The 14,593-nt window shown below is 69.9% G+C and carries 12 protein-coding genes; 5 read left to right on the top strand and 7 right to left on the bottom strand.

Going from position 1 to position 14,593, the window contains the following annotated elements; genetic code table 11:
- The first annotated feature begins 10 nt into the window (after positions 1-10).
- Positions 11-1,360 (top strand): two-component system sensor histidine kinase CseC, encoded by a 1,350-nt coding sequence (cseC, locus tag RFN52_RS22790; RefSeq protein WP_184848529.1) that lies wholly within the window; start codon positions 11-13, stop codon positions 1,358-1,360.
- A 15-nt stretch (positions 1,361-1,375) separates the two neighbouring features.
- Here cseC and RFN52_RS22785 read toward each other — a convergent pair whose 3' ends face one another.
- From RFN52_RS22785 to RFN52_RS22775, 3 genes are all read right to left on the bottom strand, one after another.
- Positions 1,376-1,822 carry a VOC family protein gene (locus RFN52_RS22785; RefSeq protein WP_184848527.1) on the bottom strand — a complete coding sequence of 149 codons (447 nt, stop codon included), beginning with the start codon at positions 1,820-1,822 and terminating at the stop codon, positions 1,376-1,378.
- A gap of 97 nt (positions 1,823-1,919) precedes the next feature.
- A complete protein-coding gene (locus RFN52_RS22780; RefSeq protein WP_184848525.1) occupies positions 1,920-2,378 on the bottom strand; it encodes a helix-turn-helix transcriptional regulator in 459 nt (152 codons plus the stop codon).
- 144 nt (positions 2,379-2,522) lie between these two features.
- Positions 2,523-4,106 (bottom strand): MDR family MFS transporter, encoded by a 1,584-nt coding sequence (locus tag RFN52_RS22775; RefSeq protein ID WP_184848523.1) that lies wholly within the window; start codon positions 4,104-4,106, stop codon positions 2,523-2,525.
- A 122-nt stretch (positions 4,107-4,228) separates the two neighbouring features.
- Between RFN52_RS22775 and RFN52_RS22770 the strand changes: the two genes are divergently transcribed.
- A complete protein-coding gene (locus tag RFN52_RS22770; RefSeq protein WP_184848522.1) occupies positions 4,229-4,825 on the top strand; it encodes a TetR/AcrR family transcriptional regulator in 597 nt (198 codons plus the stop codon).
- A 21-nt stretch (positions 4,826-4,846) separates the two neighbouring features.
- On the opposite strand, the gene RFN52_RS22765 is transcribed toward RFN52_RS22770, so the two are convergent.
- Positions 4,847-5,560, bottom strand: coding sequence for a M23 family metallopeptidase (locus RFN52_RS22765; protein WP_184848520.1), 714 nt, complete (start codon positions 5,558-5,560; stop codon positions 4,847-4,849).
- Positions 5,561-6,000: 440 nt separating this feature from the next.
- On the opposite strand from RFN52_RS22765, the gene RFN52_RS22760 reads away from it, so the two are divergent.
- Both RFN52_RS22760 and RFN52_RS22755 read left to right on the top strand, forming a co-directional pair.
- Positions 6,001-6,633 carry an HAD family acid phosphatase gene (locus RFN52_RS22760; RefSeq protein ID WP_184848518.1) on the top strand — a complete coding sequence of 211 codons (633 nt, stop codon included), beginning with the start codon at positions 6,001-6,003 and terminating at the stop codon, positions 6,631-6,633.
- Positions 6,634-6,693: 60 nt separating this feature from the next.
- A complete protein-coding gene (locus tag RFN52_RS22755) occupies positions 6,694-9,756 on the top strand; it encodes an NACHT domain-containing protein (RefSeq protein ID WP_184848516.1) in 3,063 nt (1,020 codons plus the stop codon).
- A 65-nt stretch (positions 9,757-9,821) separates the two neighbouring features.
- Here RFN52_RS22755 and RFN52_RS22750 read toward each other — a convergent pair whose 3' ends face one another.
- The gene (locus RFN52_RS22750) at positions 9,822-12,347 is read right to left on the bottom strand and encodes an ATP-dependent Clp protease ATP-binding subunit (protein ID WP_184848514.1); all 2,526 of its coding nucleotides are present in this window, start codon (positions 12,345-12,347) and stop codon (positions 9,822-9,824) included.
- A gap of 430 nt (positions 12,348-12,777) precedes the next feature.
- On the opposite strand from RFN52_RS22750, the gene RFN52_RS22745 reads away from it, so the two are divergent.
- Positions 12,778-13,455: an SCO3374 family protein gene (locus RFN52_RS22745; RefSeq protein WP_184848512.1), complete on the top strand. Its 678-nt coding sequence runs from the start codon at positions 12,778-12,780 to the stop codon at positions 13,453-13,455.
- On the opposite strand, the gene RFN52_RS22740 is transcribed toward RFN52_RS22745, so the two are convergent.
- A complete protein-coding gene (locus tag RFN52_RS22740; protein ID WP_107460317.1) occupies positions 13,456-13,791 on the bottom strand; it encodes a histone-like nucleoid-structuring protein Lsr2 in 336 nt (111 codons plus the stop codon).
- Positions 13,792-14,059: 268 nt separating this feature from the next.
- Positions 14,060-14,593: an amino-acid N-acetyltransferase gene (locus RFN52_RS22735; RefSeq protein ID WP_184848510.1), complete on the bottom strand. Its 534-nt coding sequence runs from the start codon at positions 14,591-14,593 to the stop codon at positions 14,060-14,062.

The raw sequence follows: 14,593 nt of genomic DNA, 5'->3' as shown, positions 1-14,593 counted from the left end.
GGGCAGGGATATGAGGGGGCACTTCCGGCGCCTGGTCGCCGCGGGCTTGGAGCGTGCGGGCATCCGTACGGGCCTCAGATGGAAGCTGAGCGCGGCCATCGCACTGGTGGGTGCGCTGGTGGCGGTCGCGCTGAGCCTCGTCGTGCACAACGCCGCCCGGGTCTCGATGCTGGACAACGCGCGTGACCTCGCCGACGAGCGGATCATGATCGCCCAGCGCAACTTCGAGCTGTCCGGGCGGATGAACTTCCCCAACACCAAGATCAACGACCCGGATCTGCCGCATGCGCTGCGGGAGCGGGTCGAGGCGGGCCAGCGGGCGACGTACGTGGCCGACCGGCCGGGTGACGTGCCCGACATATGGGCCGCCGTGCCCCTGAAGAACGGGCAGGTGATGTCCCTGCACTCGGGCTTCACCGACCGCAGCTCCGACATCCTTCAGGACCTCGACCAGGCCCTGCTCATCGGGTCCATCGCGGTCGTCCTCGGCGGCAGCGCGCTCGGGGTGCTGATCGGCGGGCACCTCTCTCGGCGGCTGCGCAAGGCGGCCATCGCGGCGGGCCAGCTCGCGGGCGGCGAGACGGACGTGCGGGTGCGGGACGCCATGGGCGGGGTCGTGCGGGACGAGACGGACGACCTGGCGAGCGCGGTGGACGCCATGGCGGACGCGCTGCGGCAGCGCATCGAGGCCGAGCGGCGGGTGACCGCCGACATCGCGCACGAGCTGCGCACCCCGGTGACCGGGCTGCTCACCGCCGCGGAACTGCTGCCCCCCGGACGCCCGACCGAGCTGGTGCTGGACCGGGCCAAGGCCATGCGCACGCTGGTCGAGGACGTGCTGGAGGTGGCCCGCCTCGACGGGGCCTCCGAGCGGGCGGAGCTGCAGGACATCATGCTCGGCGAGTTCGTCGCCCGGCGGGTGGCGGCCAAGGACCCGGCCATCGAGGTGCGCATCGTGCACGAGTCGGAGGTCACCACCGACCCGCGCCGCCTGGAGCGCGTGCTGTTCAATCTCCTGGCCAACGCGGCCCGGCACGGCAAGCCGCCCGTCGAGGTCAGCGTCGAGGGCCGGGTCATCCGCGTGCGCGACCACGGCCCGGGCTTCCCCGAGGACCTGCTCGCCGAGGGGCCGAGCCGCTTCCGCACCGGCAGCAAGGACCGCGCCGGGCACGGCCACGGACTCGGCCTGACCATCGCGGCCGGGCAGGCCCGGGTACTGGGAGCCCGGCTGACCTTCCGCAACGTCCGCACCCCGGGGACGCCGGAGCATCTTCCGGCCGAGGGGGCGGTCGCCGTGCTGTGGCTGCCGGAACACGCGCCGACGAACACGGGGAGCTACCCGATGCTGCCGGGGTCGTGAGGGTGCCGCGGCGGGTCAGCAGGTCCAGTCCTGGTCCATGTCGAGGCCGCCCTCGCGGGGCTGGGTGAAGGAGAACCAGTTGCCCGAGTCGTCGCGGAACAGCGCCTCCGTGCCGTACGGACGCTCCTGCGGCTCCTGGAGGAACTCCACGCCCCGGTCCTTGAGCTTCTTGTAGTCGCCGTGGATGTCGTCGGTGGTCAGCACGCCCGCGCCGAGCGCCCCCTTGGTCACCAGCTTCCTGAGCATCTCGGCGGACTCGGGGTCCATGGCGGGCCCGCCGGGCACCATGAGCGTCAGCTCGACCTCGGGCTGGTTCGGTGAGCCGACCGTGAGCCAGCGCATGCCGCCCTCGCCCATGGTCATGTCCGTACGGACCTCAAGACCCAGCTTCTGCGTGTAGAACTCCTTCGCCCGGTCCTGGTCGAGGACCCAGACGGTCGAGATGGCGAGACCCTTGATCATGGCGTGCTCCTGCGCTGACTCTGTGGCTGTGGCTCTGCCGCTGCGGCTGTGACTGCGGCCGGTCGTGCCCGCCCTGCCACGGTAGGCAGCGGGGGTGTCAGCCCGCTTCTCCGGAATTGCGCTGCTGCGCCTCTCCGGAAGGGTTCTGCTTGCCGGCGCCGGGCGCGGAGCGGAAACCGCCGGCCCAGAGCATGGCGTAGCAGCCGGGTATGAGGGCGGCGCCCCGGCCCACGTGTTTCGTCCGGTACTCGCTGGGGGTCAGGCCGGTCCAGGTCTTGAAGCGGGCCGAGAAGGTGCCGACGCTGCTGAAGCCGACCAGGTGGCAGATCTCCGTCACCGACAGGTTCGCCGTGCGCAGCAGGTCCTCGGCGCGTTCTATGCGGCGGTGCGTGAGGTACTGGCCGGGGGTCTCGCCGTACGCCTCCTTGAAGGCGCGGATGAAGTGGTAGCGCGAGTACCCGGCGTGCGCGGCCACGGTGTCCAGGTCGAGCCCGGGGTCGGCCCAGTCCCGGTCCATGGCGTCCTTGGCGAGCCGGATCTGGCGCGTCTTGTCCATGCGACCGATGGTGGCACGGGGGTCTGACAACGGCCCCCGGCTCGCACCCCGGCCCAGGCGTGACGGGTGTGTGCCCCCCCCCCGGAGGCCGGGGCATGCCGAAGGCCCCCGGGCGGACACTCCCGGGGGCCTCCTGCGGTGCGGTCAGACGGTCTCCACGACGGGCGGCTGGGCAGCCGGGGCGTCCGGCTTGCCGTCCTCCTTCGGCCCCGCTCCCCGCAGCGGCACTTCCTTCACGAACACGGCCGCCACGAGGGCGACCACCGCGACCACGGCGCCCAGCAGGAACGCCGAGTGGGTGCCGGCGGAGACCGCGTGCTGGTACGCCTCCCTGGCCAGCACCGGCAGCTTCTCCAGGCTCTTCGCGTCGAGCTGGGCCGACTGCTCGGTCACCTTGGAGCCCAGCGCCCCGGCCCGCTCGCTCATGACGTCCTGGACGCGGTTGTTGAACAGAGCGCCCATGATCGCGACGCCGAAGGAGGAGCCGAGCGTGCGGAACAGGGTGGTCGACGAGGACGCGACGCCCATGTCCTTCATCTCCACGCTGTTCTGCGCGACCAGCATGGTGATCTGCATCAGGCAGCCCATGCCGAGTCCGACCACGGCCATGAAGACACCGGACGTCAGACGGGAGGTCCCGGTGTCCATGGTGGAGAGCAGATACAGCCCGACGATCATCAGCGCGCTGCCGACGACCGGGAAGACCTTGTACTTGCCGGTGTTCGTGGTCACCCGCCCGGCGACCATCGAGGTCACCAGCATCGCGCCGAGCATCGGCAGGAGCAGCAGCCCGGAGTTGGTCGCGGAGGCGCCCTGCACGGACTGCTGGTAGAGCGGCAGGAAGAGCGTGGCGCCGAACATCACGAAGCCGGTGATGAAGCCGATGACCGACATCAGCGTGAAGTTGCGGCTGCGGAAGATGTGCAGCGGCACCACCGGCTCGGCGGCCCTGGTCTGCCAGAACACAAACCCGACCAGGGCGGCGACCCCGATGCCGATCAGCTCCATGATCCGCGCGGAGCCCCAGGCGTACTCGGTGCCGCCCCAGGTCGTCACGAGCACGATCGCGGTGATGCCGACGGTCAGCAGCGCGGCCCCCAGGTAGTCGATCCGCGCCTTGGAGCGCTTCTTCGGCAGGTGCAGCACCGCACTGACGGCGACCAGCGCGACCGCGCCGAGCGGCAGGTTGATGTAGAAGGCCCAGCGCCAGCCCCAGTTGTCGGTGATGGTGCCGCCGACCAGCGGACCGCCGATCATCGCCAGCGCCATGACGCCGGCCATCATGCCCTGGTACTTGCCGCGCTCCCGGGGCGGTATCAGGTCGCCGATGATCGCCATGACGCCGACCATCAGACCGCCGGCGCCGAGGCCCTGCACGGCGCGGAAGCCGATCAGTTCGCCCATGTTCTGGGCCATGCCGCTGAGCGCGGAGCCGATGAGGAAGAGGACGATGGACGACAGGAACGTGCCCTTGCGGCCGTACATGTCGCCGAGCTTGCCCCACAGCGGAGTGGAGGCAGCGGTCGCGAGCGTGTAGGCGGTGACGACCCAGGAGAGGTGTTCGAGCCCGCCCAGCTCACCGACGATCGTCGGCATCGCCGTACCGATGATCATGTTGTCGAGCATCGCGAGCATCATGGCGATCATCAGCGCGAGCAGCACCACCCGCACGCTTCTGGGCTGTTTCTCCCCGGCGTCGGCCGCCGGTGTCTCCGTCGTGTCCGTCATCGCTCCCACTCCCCCAGCTACCGCTACTTACTTGTCGACCGGCTAGTGACTACACTCGGAAGCTAGACCTGGAACTAGCCGGTCGTCAAGTAAGTTTTATGGAAAGCGGGGGACGTAGGAGGATGGGCGGCACCATGGACGGCACCAGGCAGCGGCGCCGCGGGGACACCCGCCGGCGCATCCAGGACGTGGCCCTCGAACTCTTCGCGGAGCAGGGCTACGAGAAGACCTCCCTGCGCGAGATCGCCGAGTGCCTGGAGGTCACCAAAGCGGCGCTCTACTACCACTTCAAGACGAAGGAAGAGATCCTCGTCAGCATCTTCGAGGACCTCACCCAGCCGATCGAGGACCTGATCGAGTGGGGCCGGCAGCAGCCGCACACCCTGGCCACCAAGCAGGAGATCGTCCGCCGCTACGCCGCAGCGCTCGCCGAGGCGGCGCCGTTGTTCCGCTTCATGCACGAGAACCAGGCGACGGTCCGGGACCTGCGGATCGGCGAGTCCTTCAAGGCGCGCATCCACAGCCTGCGCGACATCATCGTCGACCCGGACGCCGCCCTGGTCGACCAGGTCCGCTACGCCAGCGCGATCTTCACGCTGCACGCCGGCATGTTCCTGCTCCAGGACATGGGAGACGACCCCGAGGAGAAGAACAAAGCCGTCCTCGAGGTCGCCACGGACCTGGTGGCCCAGGCCCACCGGGGAGCCGGGGGCTCCTAGGGCCTGCGCCTCACAGGCGGGTCAGACCGTCACGCCCTTGGCGCGCAGGAACTTCACCGGGTCGACCGCCGAGCCGTAGTTCGGGGTCGTGCGGATCTCGAAGTGCAGGTGCGGGCCGCTGGAGTTGCCGGTGTTGCCGGACTTGGCGATCTCCTGGCCGGTCTTGACGATCTGGCCGACGTGCACCGTGACCTTCGACAGGTGGGCGTACTGGGAGTACGTGCCGTTGCCGTGCTTGATCACGACGGCGTTGCCGTACGCGGGACCGTCACCGGCGCCGTTGCCGCCGGCCTTGACCACGGTGCCGCCGTGGGTGGCGACGACCTGGGTGCCGCTCGGCACGGCGAAGTCCTGACCGCTGTGGGTGGACTGCCACATGCCGCCGTTCTGGGCGAAGGACGCGGAGAGCTTGTACTTCTTCACCGGGTCGACCCAGGACGGCGCGGCCTTCTTGGCGGCCGCCTTCGCGACAGCGGCCTTCTTCTCGGCGGCCTTCTTCGCGGCGGCGGCCTTGGCGGCCTTCTCGGCCTTCACGGCCTCGGCCTTGGCGGCCTTGGCCTGGGCGGCGGCCTGCGCCTGGACGGCACTGGCGGCACCGGACGCGGCCGTGGTGTCGGCGGCGGACGCGACCCCGGCTCCCAGTGCGACCGAGACACCAAGGCCGGCGGCCAGCACGGTCGCACGGGTGCGGAGCTGGGACGTACGGGAAGAACGGGACGTGACGCGCTGGGACATCGAAACCTCGTATGGAAGGGGACGGAGAAAACCACCCGGCGCACAGTCGCTCGCCGTGTGGCCATCCCTTGGTAACCCGAGGCCCGACAAACACCCAAAAGCGTGATCTACGACGCTAGTTAGTAATTTGGTTCAGTGTTCTAAGTCTCTTGACACAGCAGTCATTCGGGACGAATCAGGGCACTGGCCCGCACTTCCGCACCCACAGCGGGGCAAGAATCCCTTTTCTCCCGTTCCGTTATCCACTATTCCAGCTAGTAACGGACATATCGCCTGTGCGGCATGTCACCGGGGGCACTCTTCGGCCATTCCTGAAATGTGGCGCACGCCTCTAGGCGCCTACCGCCCGGTAACCCTACGGTTCCCTTCGCGCCACCCTCGCGCACGAACATGCACACGACATGTTGGCAGCGTCACGGACGTGAGAGGACCCCCACGACATGCAGACCCGACGCCCCTGGTTGCGCCGCGCATCAGTGACCGCCGTATCGGCCGCAGCCCTCCTGGCGATGGCCGCACCGGCCGACGCCACCACCGCCACCCGGGCCCCCGCGGCCGCCCCCACGGCCGCAGCCGCGGACGTCGACTACGGCACCTGGCAGAAGGACTGCCAGGCCGTGATGGACCAGGCGCTGCCCTATCTGAAACAGCGGATCGCGGCCGCGAAGCCGGGCGAGAAGCAGGCGATCGTCCTCGACATCGACAACACCGCGCTGGAGACGGACTTCGGCTTCAGCTACCCGCAACCGGCCAACAAGCCGGTCCTGGCGGCCGCCAGATACGCGCAGGAACGCGGCGTCGCCCTCTTCTTCGTGACCGCCCGGCCGGACATCATCGCCTCGTTCACCCAGTACAACCTGAAGCAGACGGGCTACCAGGTCTCGGGGCTCTACGTCCGCAACTTCATCGACCTCTTCAAGAACGTCGCCGAGTACAAGACGGCCCAGCGCGTCGACATCGAACGCAAGGGCTACACGATCATCGCGAACATCGGCAACAGCAGCACCGACCTCTCGGGCGGCCACGCCGAGAAGACGTACAAACTGCCGGACTACGACGGGCAGCTGTCCTGACCCGCCTGGTCAACTGCTAGTAGTCTCACCCCCGTTCACGTGATCACGGGGGTGAGGCGGTTGGATCCGACGGTACTCGGCGGCAAGCTGGCGTCCGCACTGGTGACCCCGCTGCTGAAGAAGCTCTTCCGCCCCGACGGACCGGGAGCGGGCCTGGTCGACAAGCCCGTACGCCTGTCCGCTCTCGTGTCCTTCCGGGGCGAGAAACGCACCCTGGACGAGCGGGACGTCCACAAGCTCGCCGCGCAGCTCGTGGCACAGGCGGTGGAATCCCCCGGCGAGCCGCCCTTCCCGGCCGACGAGCGGATCGCGGTCACCGACACCCTGGCCCGCAGGCTCCTCGCCCTCGGCGACCTCGACATGGACGACGTCCAGGCGGTCCGCCTCGGTCACCGCGAGCTGGCCATGAGACTGCACCGCGCGGGCCCCGCCCCCGACGGTCTGTCCGCGGACGCCTGCCACTTCCTGGACTACGCGACCGAGTGGGCGTGCCTGAACATCCTGGAGTTCTTCACCCGCCGCTCCACCTTCGTCGCCCGCTCCCTCGTCGAGCAGACCCGCGGCCAGGCGGAACTGATCGCCAAGGTCGACGAGCTGCTCACCCGCGCACCCCGCCCGTACGCCCGCGACGCCGCCTTCGAACGCCGCTACCGGCCGTATGCCGCCGAGCGCCACAACCACATCACCATCTACGGCATCGACCTGCGGGACTCCCCGGACCGCTGGCCCCTGGAAGTCGCCTACCTCAGTCTTGAGGCGACCAGCGGCGAGCAGACCGGCGTGTCCGACGCGCCGCCGGGCGAGCACACGGGCGCCGCCACCGCCGCCGCCCGGCTGCCCGCGGAGGAGGCCCTCAGCAGCCACGACCGGGTCATGCTGCGCGGCGACGCCGGCTCCGGGAAGACCACGCTCGTGCAGTGGCTGGCGGTGACCGCCGCCCGGGACGCGACCCGCGTCCCGTTCGTCCTCCCCCTGCGCACCCTGGTCCGCTCGGGCACGCTCCCCGCCCCCGCGGCCTTCCTCACGGCGGTGGCCTGCCCCCTCACCCCGCCGGAGGGCTGGGCGGAACGCGTCCTGGCCGAAGGGCGCGGGCTGGTCCTGGTCGACGGCCTCGACGAGATCCCCGCCGCCGACCGGCACCGCACCCGCGACTGGCTGCTCGCCCTGATCCACGCCTTCCCCGGCAACCACTGGCTGCTCACCTCACGCCCCACCGCCGTACGCCCGGACTGGCTGGCCACCGAGGGCTTCAGGGAACTGACCCTCACCCCGATGCGCCGCGCCGACGTGGCGACGTTCGTGCACCGCTGGCACGCGGCCGCGCAGGCGCCCGAGTACGAGACACAGCTCCTGGACTCCCTGCGCACCAAACGGGACCTGGCGCGCCTCGCCACCAACCCCCTGATGTGCGGTCTGATCTGCGCCCTGCACCGGGAGCGGCGGGGCTATCTGCCCACCGGCCGCAAGGAGCTGTACGACGCCGCCCTCGCGATGCTGCTCGCGCGCCGGGACCGGGAACGGGGCATGGGCGCGGTGGACGGCGTCGAGCTGGGCGAGGAGGCCCAGCTGGAGGTGCTCCAGCGCCTCGCCTACGCGCTGGTGCTGAGCGGCAACACGGAGATGGACCTGGAGACGGCCGAGGGCATCGTGGCCCGCTGTCTGCCGGTCGTCGCGCCGGGGTCGGGACAGGGTGACGCCGAGGCGGTGCTGCGCACGCTCCTGCTCCGCAGCGGCCTGCTCCGCCGGCCCGGCGAGGGCGTCGTCGACTTCGTCCACCGCACCTTCCAGGACTACCTGGGCGCCCGGTACGCCGTCGAGGAGGGCCACCTGGACGTCCTCGCCGGGCACGCGGGCGACAGCCTCTGGGAGGACGTGATCCGCATGGCGGTCGCGCACGCCCGCCCCCGGGAACGGGCCGCTCTGCTGCGCCGGCTGCTGGCCGAGGGCACCCCGCGGCTGACCCTCCTCGCCCTGGCCTGCCTCGAACACGCCGCGGCCCTGGATCCCGGGGTGCGGGCCGAGGTGGAGGAACGGGCCGGGGCTCTGGTGCCGCCGCGTACGACGGAGGAGGCGAAGGCCCTCGCGGAGGCGGGCCTGCTGGTCCTGGAGCTGCTGCCCGGGCCGGAGGGACTGACCGCCGAGGAGGCCCACGGCGTCGCCGTCACCGCCTCACTCCTCGGGGCGGAGGAGGACGAGGGCGCCCTGGCGGTGCTGCGCCGCTTCCGCGACCATCCGGATCTCGACGTACGGCGCCAGCTGGCCGGCACCTGGAGCCGCTTCGACACGCGCGAGTATGCGATCGAGGTGCTCGACCACCTGGAGCGGGACGGCCTCTCCCTGGTCTGCGAGTCGGCCGAGCAGAGGGCGGCGCTCAGCTTGATGCGCCCCTGGCACAGGCTGCGGTTCGACGGCCCGCTCACCGCGGCCGCGCTCATCGACTGCGTCCCCGACCCCGCCGCGGTCCGCCTGCTGCACCTGCGGAACAACCCGGGCCTCGGGCATCTGGGGGAGCTCCGGGCGTTCCGGTCCCTGAGCTCCCTGCGGCTCCAGCGCTGCCCGGACGCCGTGGGCCTGTCGAGCCTGGCGGACCTGCCGCTCACCGACCTGTCGGTCTTCGACCGCGGGGCCGACCTCACCGGGCTGGGGTCGCTGGCGCTGCTGACGCGGCTCTCCATCGCCCAGAGTCTTCCGGGGGACGTCCTCACCGACGTCCTCCCCGTGGAGGCGCCCCTGCTGAGTCTCTTCCTGGGGATGGGGTCCATCCGCTCGACGGGGCTGCGCGGCCTGACCCGGTGGCCCACGCTCCAGTCCCTCGCGTTCGGCGTGTCCGGCGAGCAGTACCTCGGTGCCGAGGACTGGTCCGAGGTGGCCGGTCTCCCCGCGCTCACGACGCTGTCGCTCTACGGGCAGCCCGAGGCGTACGCGCACGACGCCATGCCGGAACTGCCCGGTGTCCGGGACCTCCAGTTCCTCGCGACTCCCCCGCCCCCGCAGGCGCTGCGGGTCCTCGCCTCGCGCCTGCCCGGACTGCGCACCGTGGGCGTCGCCACCCCGGTCGACAGTGCGGAGTCCCTCGACCCCTACGCCGAGCTCTTCCCCGCCGCCGAGGTCTTCCGCATCTGACGCCGGGCAGAGACAAGGGGCCGGTGCCCCGGAAGGCACCGGCCCCTTTCACTCGGCCGTGACGCTTACGCGTCCTTGCTCAGGTTCGGACCCGTGCCGCCGGCCGCCTGCTCGATCGGCGGGACGTCCGGGAGGGCCGCCTTCTCCTCGCCGCGGAAGGTGAAGGTCTTGGTTTCGCCCTCGCCCTCCGTGTCGACGACCACGATGTGACCGGGACGCAGCTCGCCGAAGAGGATCTTCTCCGACAGCGAGTCCTCGATCTCGCGCTGGATGGTGCGACGCAGCGGACGCGCGCCCAGCACGGGGTCGTAGCCCTTCGTGGACAGCAGCTCCTTGGCGGACTGGGAGAGCTCGATGCCCATGTCCCGGTCCTTCAGGCGCTCGTCGACCTTGTCGATCATCAGGTCGACGATCTTGAGGATGTCGGCCTGGCTGAGCTGCGGGAAGACGACCACGTCGTCGACGCGGTTGAGGAACTCGGGCCGGAAGTGCTGCTTGAGCTCGTCCGAGACCTTGTTCTTCATGCGCTCGTAGTTGGACTTGGTGTCGCCCTGGGCGGCGAAGCCCAGGTTGAAGCCCTTGGAGATGTCCCGGGTGCCGAGGTTGGTCGTCATGATGATGACCGTGTTCTTGAAGTCCACGACCCGGCCCTGGGAGTCGGTCAGGCGACCGTCCTCCAGGATCTGCAGCAGCGAGTTGAAGATGTCCGGGTGGGCCTTCTCGACCTCGTCGAACAGGACGACCGAGAACGGCTTGCGGCGGACCTTCTCCGTGAGCTGGCCGCCCTCTTCGTAGCCCACGTAGCCGGGGGGCGAACCGAAGAGACGCGAGACCGTGTGCTTCTCGCTGAACTCCGACATGTCGAGGGAGATCAGCGCGTCCTCGTCGCCGAAGAGGAACTCGGCGAGCGCCTTGGACAGCTCGGTCTTACCGACACCGGACGGGCCGGCGAAGATGAACGAGCCACCGGGGCGCTTCGGGTCCTTCAGACCGGCACGCGTACGGCGGATCGCCTTCGACAGCGCCTTGACGGCGTCGTTCTGGCCGATGACCCGCTTGTGGAGCTCGTCCTCCATGCGCAGCAGACGCGAGGACTCCTCCTCGGTCAGCTTGAAGACCGGGATGCCGGTGGCGGTCGCGAGGACCTCGGCGATCAGCTCGCCGTCGACCTCGGCGACGACGTCCATGTCGCCGGCCTTCCACTCCTTCTCCCGCTTGGCCTTGGCGGCCAGGAGCTGCTTCTCCTTGTCGCGGAGGGAGGCGGCCTTCTCGAAGTCCTGCGAGTCGATCGCGGACTCCTTGTCGCGGCGGACGCCGGCGATCTTCTCGTCGAACTCGCGCAGGTCCGGCGGCGCGGTCATCCGGCGGATGCGCATCCGGGAACCGGCCTCGTCGATCAGGTCGATCGCCTTGTCCGGCAGGAAGCGGTCCGAGATGTACCGGTCGGCCAGGGTGGCGGCCTGGACCAGCGCCTCGTCGGTGATGGAGACGCGGTGGTGGGCCTCGTACCGGTCACGGAGACCCTTGAGGATCTCGATCGTGTGCGGCAGGGACGGCTCCGCGACCTGGATGGGCTGGAAACGGCGCTCCAGGGCCGCGTCCTTCTCCAGGTGCTTGCGGTACTCGTCCAGCGTGGTGGCACCGATGGTCTGCAGCTCACCGCGGGCCAGCATCGGCTTCAGGATGGAAGCCGCGTCGATGGCGCCCTCGGCGGCACCCGCTCCGACCAGCGTGTGCAGCTCATCGATGAACAGGATGATGTCGCCGCGGGTGCGGATCTCCTTGAGGACCTTCTTCAGGCGCTCCTCGAAGTCACCGCGGTAGCGGGAGCCGGCGACCAGGGCGCCGAGGTCCAGGGTGTAGAGGTGCTTGTCCTTGAGGGTCTCGGGCACCTCGCCCTTGACGATGGCCTGGGCGAGGCCCTCGACGACGGCGGTCTTGCCGACGCCGGGCTCACCGATCAGGACCGGGTTGTTCTTGGTACGGCGGGACAGCACCTGCATGACCCGCTCGATCTCCTTCTCGCGCCCGATGACCGGGTCGAGCTTGGACTCACGAGCGGCCTGGGTGAGGTTCCGGCCGAACTGGTCGAGGACCAGGGACGTGGAGGGGGTGCCCTCGGCAGGACCGCCGGCGGCGGCGGTCTCCTTGCCCTGGTAACCGGAGAGCAGCTGGATGACCTGCTGCCGCACCCGGTTGAGATCTGCGCCCAGCTTGACGAGGACCTGGGCGGCGACGCCCTCGCCCTCGCGGATCAGGCCGAGCAGGATGTGCTCCGTGCCGATGTAGTTGTGGCCCAGCTGAAGGGCCTCGCGGAGCGACAGCTCCAGGACCTTCTTGGCACGGGGGGTGAAGGGGATGTGGCCGGACGGGGCCTGCTGGCCCTGGCCGATGATCTCCTCCACCTGCTGGCGGACCGCCTCGAGCGAAATCCCGAGGCTCTCAAGGGCCTTGGCGGCGACACCTTCACCCTCGTGGATCAGGCCCAGGAGGATGTGCTCAGTGCCGATGTAGTTGTGGTTGAGCATCCGGGCTTCTTCCTGAGCCAGGACGACAACCCGCCGCGCGCGGTCGGTGAACCTCTCGAACATCGTTAATCGCTCCTCAGAGCGGTCAGGCAGTGGGGGGAACTTCCCCTCCCTGTCCTTCCGCAGCTTAGTCCCGCAAGCGGGGACCGCTCATTCCAACTGCCGACACCGTCCTTGGCCTCCTGACCCCGAACGCCGACATCTGCTCCAACCCGATGGTGCGAGACGATGTTCCCGCAGGCCAGGCAGATACCCCACTCGCCAGTACGCCGATGGCGAACGTGAGACGTCCTTTCCTGCGTGTCGCCCCCTCCCACTAGGGATGTCTTACCCGTGGGGACCGGAAGTCCATGCCGAGCGCCCCCGTTCCCTCCGCTACGGGCGAACAACCTTGCGCCTCCCCGCGCCCCCCGCACGCCCCCAATTCGCCACTCTGCGCACTTGCGGCGCGACCCAGCGTAACTTGCACGGCCTTCCGACTGTTGCACTTGGCATGTTCGGCGCCCCTCACCCCGTGATCGCGTCCGCATCCCGGTTCCTTCCGCTCCCCCGCCGGCCGCTCGACGCGGCCGGCGCGAGCGGTCAGGTCCGGCGGTGGTACGAGAACGAACTGGGGTGGCCGACGGTGCCCGGCGATCCGCTGCGGCTGGTGGTGGGGGTGCGCTACGACGTCCTGGACGTCCCGGCGGAGGCGGGGCACGCGGCGCTGCGGCGCCTGGTGCCGGGCTCTCCCGTTGCCCTGCACGGCGACCGGATGCTGTTCCTGGTGGCCGCGGGCAGCGCGGAGGAGCTTCCCGGGCTGCTGGAGTGGCTGGACTGGGGGTCCCTGCCGCTGGATCTCGGGGCGATCGGGGCGGGCGGTCTCATGGCGGCGCCATCGTGCCCGGCGCCTCGCGAGGAGGGGGACGCACCGCTCAGGGGCGCGTCACCGCCGTCCGGCCGCCCGGGCCGGGCCGGTTCCCAGGGGGCCGCCGTGTGGCTGCGGCCCCCCGAGCCGGGATGCGAGGTCGAGGCCTCGCTGCCGACACTGTCGGCGCTGGGGGCGGGTGGGAACGCCCCCGGTCTCGTGCGGCTGGTGAACACGGTGGCCACCCAATGTCACCGGGTCCGGCTGCGGCGCGCGGGCGCCCAGCCACCGGCCTTGCGTGCGCAGGGTCGGCAGTGCCGCTGATCAGCCGTTGGCCTTCTCGTAAGCCTCGCGGATGGTCGCGGGAACACGGCCGCGGTCGTTGACCTCGTAGCCGTTCTCCTTCGCCCAGGCGCGGATCGCCGCGGTGTCCTGGCTGCCGCCCGACGCGGCGCGCGCCTTTCCGCGCCCGCCCGAAGCACGGCCTCCGGTACGCCGACCGCCCTTCACGTAAGGCTCGAGAAGGCCACGGAGCTTGTCCGCATTGGCAGTGGTGAGATCGATCTCGTACGTCTTGCCGTCCAGCGCGAACGTCACGGTCTCGTCCGCCTCGCCACCGTCGAGGTCGTCGACAAGAAGGACCTGAACCTTCTGTGCCACCGGATTTCCTTTCATCGATATCTTCAAGGGCCGGGGGAGTGCCGGCGTCCGCCGTATCGCCGTCCCCTGTTATATGCAGTACTGCAGTACCTCGGAAAGCAAACCGCTTTTCCCGGGAAAACACAAACCCCCGGCAGAGACCGGCAGCCCGGGCTCGGTCCGGAAACGTGCGCGTTTCGGACATAGGGCACCGGGGCAGGGGCGGGCGTCGCGGAATATGCCTTGACGAACCGGCCGGGCGCTCTCGCGGCCCACTAGCGGCCGGCGATCACAGATGTAGAAGCATCCGGCTGTTGCCCAAGGTGTTCGGTTTCACTCGTTCGAGTCCGAGGAACTCCGCGACACCCTCGTCATAGGAACGCAGCAGCTCCGCGTAGACATCCGTGTCGACGGGCGTCTCGCCGATCTCCACGAAGCCGTGCTTGGTGAAGAAGTCGACTTCGAAGGTCAGGCAGAAAACACGGCGAACGCCGAGCCAGCGGGCGGTCTGCAGCAACTTCTTCAGCACATGGTGTCCGACGCCCGCCCCCGTGAGGCCGGGCTTCACCGCGAGAGTGCGGACTTCCGCGAGGTCTTCCCACATCACGTGCAGCGCACCGCAACCGACGACCTCGGCGTTGTCGTCCCGTTCCGCGACCCAGAACTCCTGGATGTCCTCGTAAAGCGTCACCGTCGCTTTGTCGAGCAGGATGCCGCCGCGGACGTAGGCGTCAAGGAGGCTGCGCACGGCCGGGACATCGCTGGTGCGGGCCCGTCGGACGGTGATGGCTTTTGCGGTGGCTTCGGGGCTCTTCGCGGACAT

It is taken from the genome of Streptomyces collinus, from assembly GCF_031348265.1.
Taxonomy (GTDB): domain Bacteria; phylum Actinomycetota; class Actinomycetes; order Streptomycetales; family Streptomycetaceae; genus Streptomyces; species Streptomyces collinus.
This window is presented reverse-complemented; position numbering and strand designations above follow the sequence as displayed.